The sequence below is a fragment of the Helicobacter sp. T3_23-1059 genome (assembly GCF_053654515.1).
Genome location: NZ_JBSIUV010000267.1, coordinates 1 through 325 on the forward strand (window position 1 = coordinate 1; position 325 = coordinate 325).

At 45.8% G+C, this 325-nt stretch carries 1 protein-coding gene; it reads left to right on the top strand.

Annotation, left to right across the window (positions count from 1 at the left end; translation table 11 throughout):
• Nucleotides 1-325: hypothetical protein (locus ACWIX0_RS14370; RefSeq protein WP_454174641.1), on the top strand; the 325-nt coding region annotated here is incomplete at both ends.

A 325-nucleotide genomic window follows, 5' to 3' on the forward strand; every position in this document is an offset into this window, starting at 1 on the left:
AGATTTTGCCTTTTATCCCCCCTCCCTTAGCACGAGGCGGGTTAGAGGGAGGGTAAATCAAACTCCCGCTTCCTCAAAAAACGCTACAAATGATTCTAATGTGGGCTATACCCACCCCCAAACCCCCTCCGCAAGGGAGGGGGCTTTTAACCCTTCAAGTAAATCGTCATTGCGAGTGAGCAACGCGAGCGTGGCAATCTATAATTCAAGCAAAATAGATTGCCACGATTCTACGCTATGCGCAAATTCTCGCAATGACGGCAATCCTTATTGGGCTAAATATTTTACAAATTCTCGCAATGACGAAAGCAAAATAAACCCACAA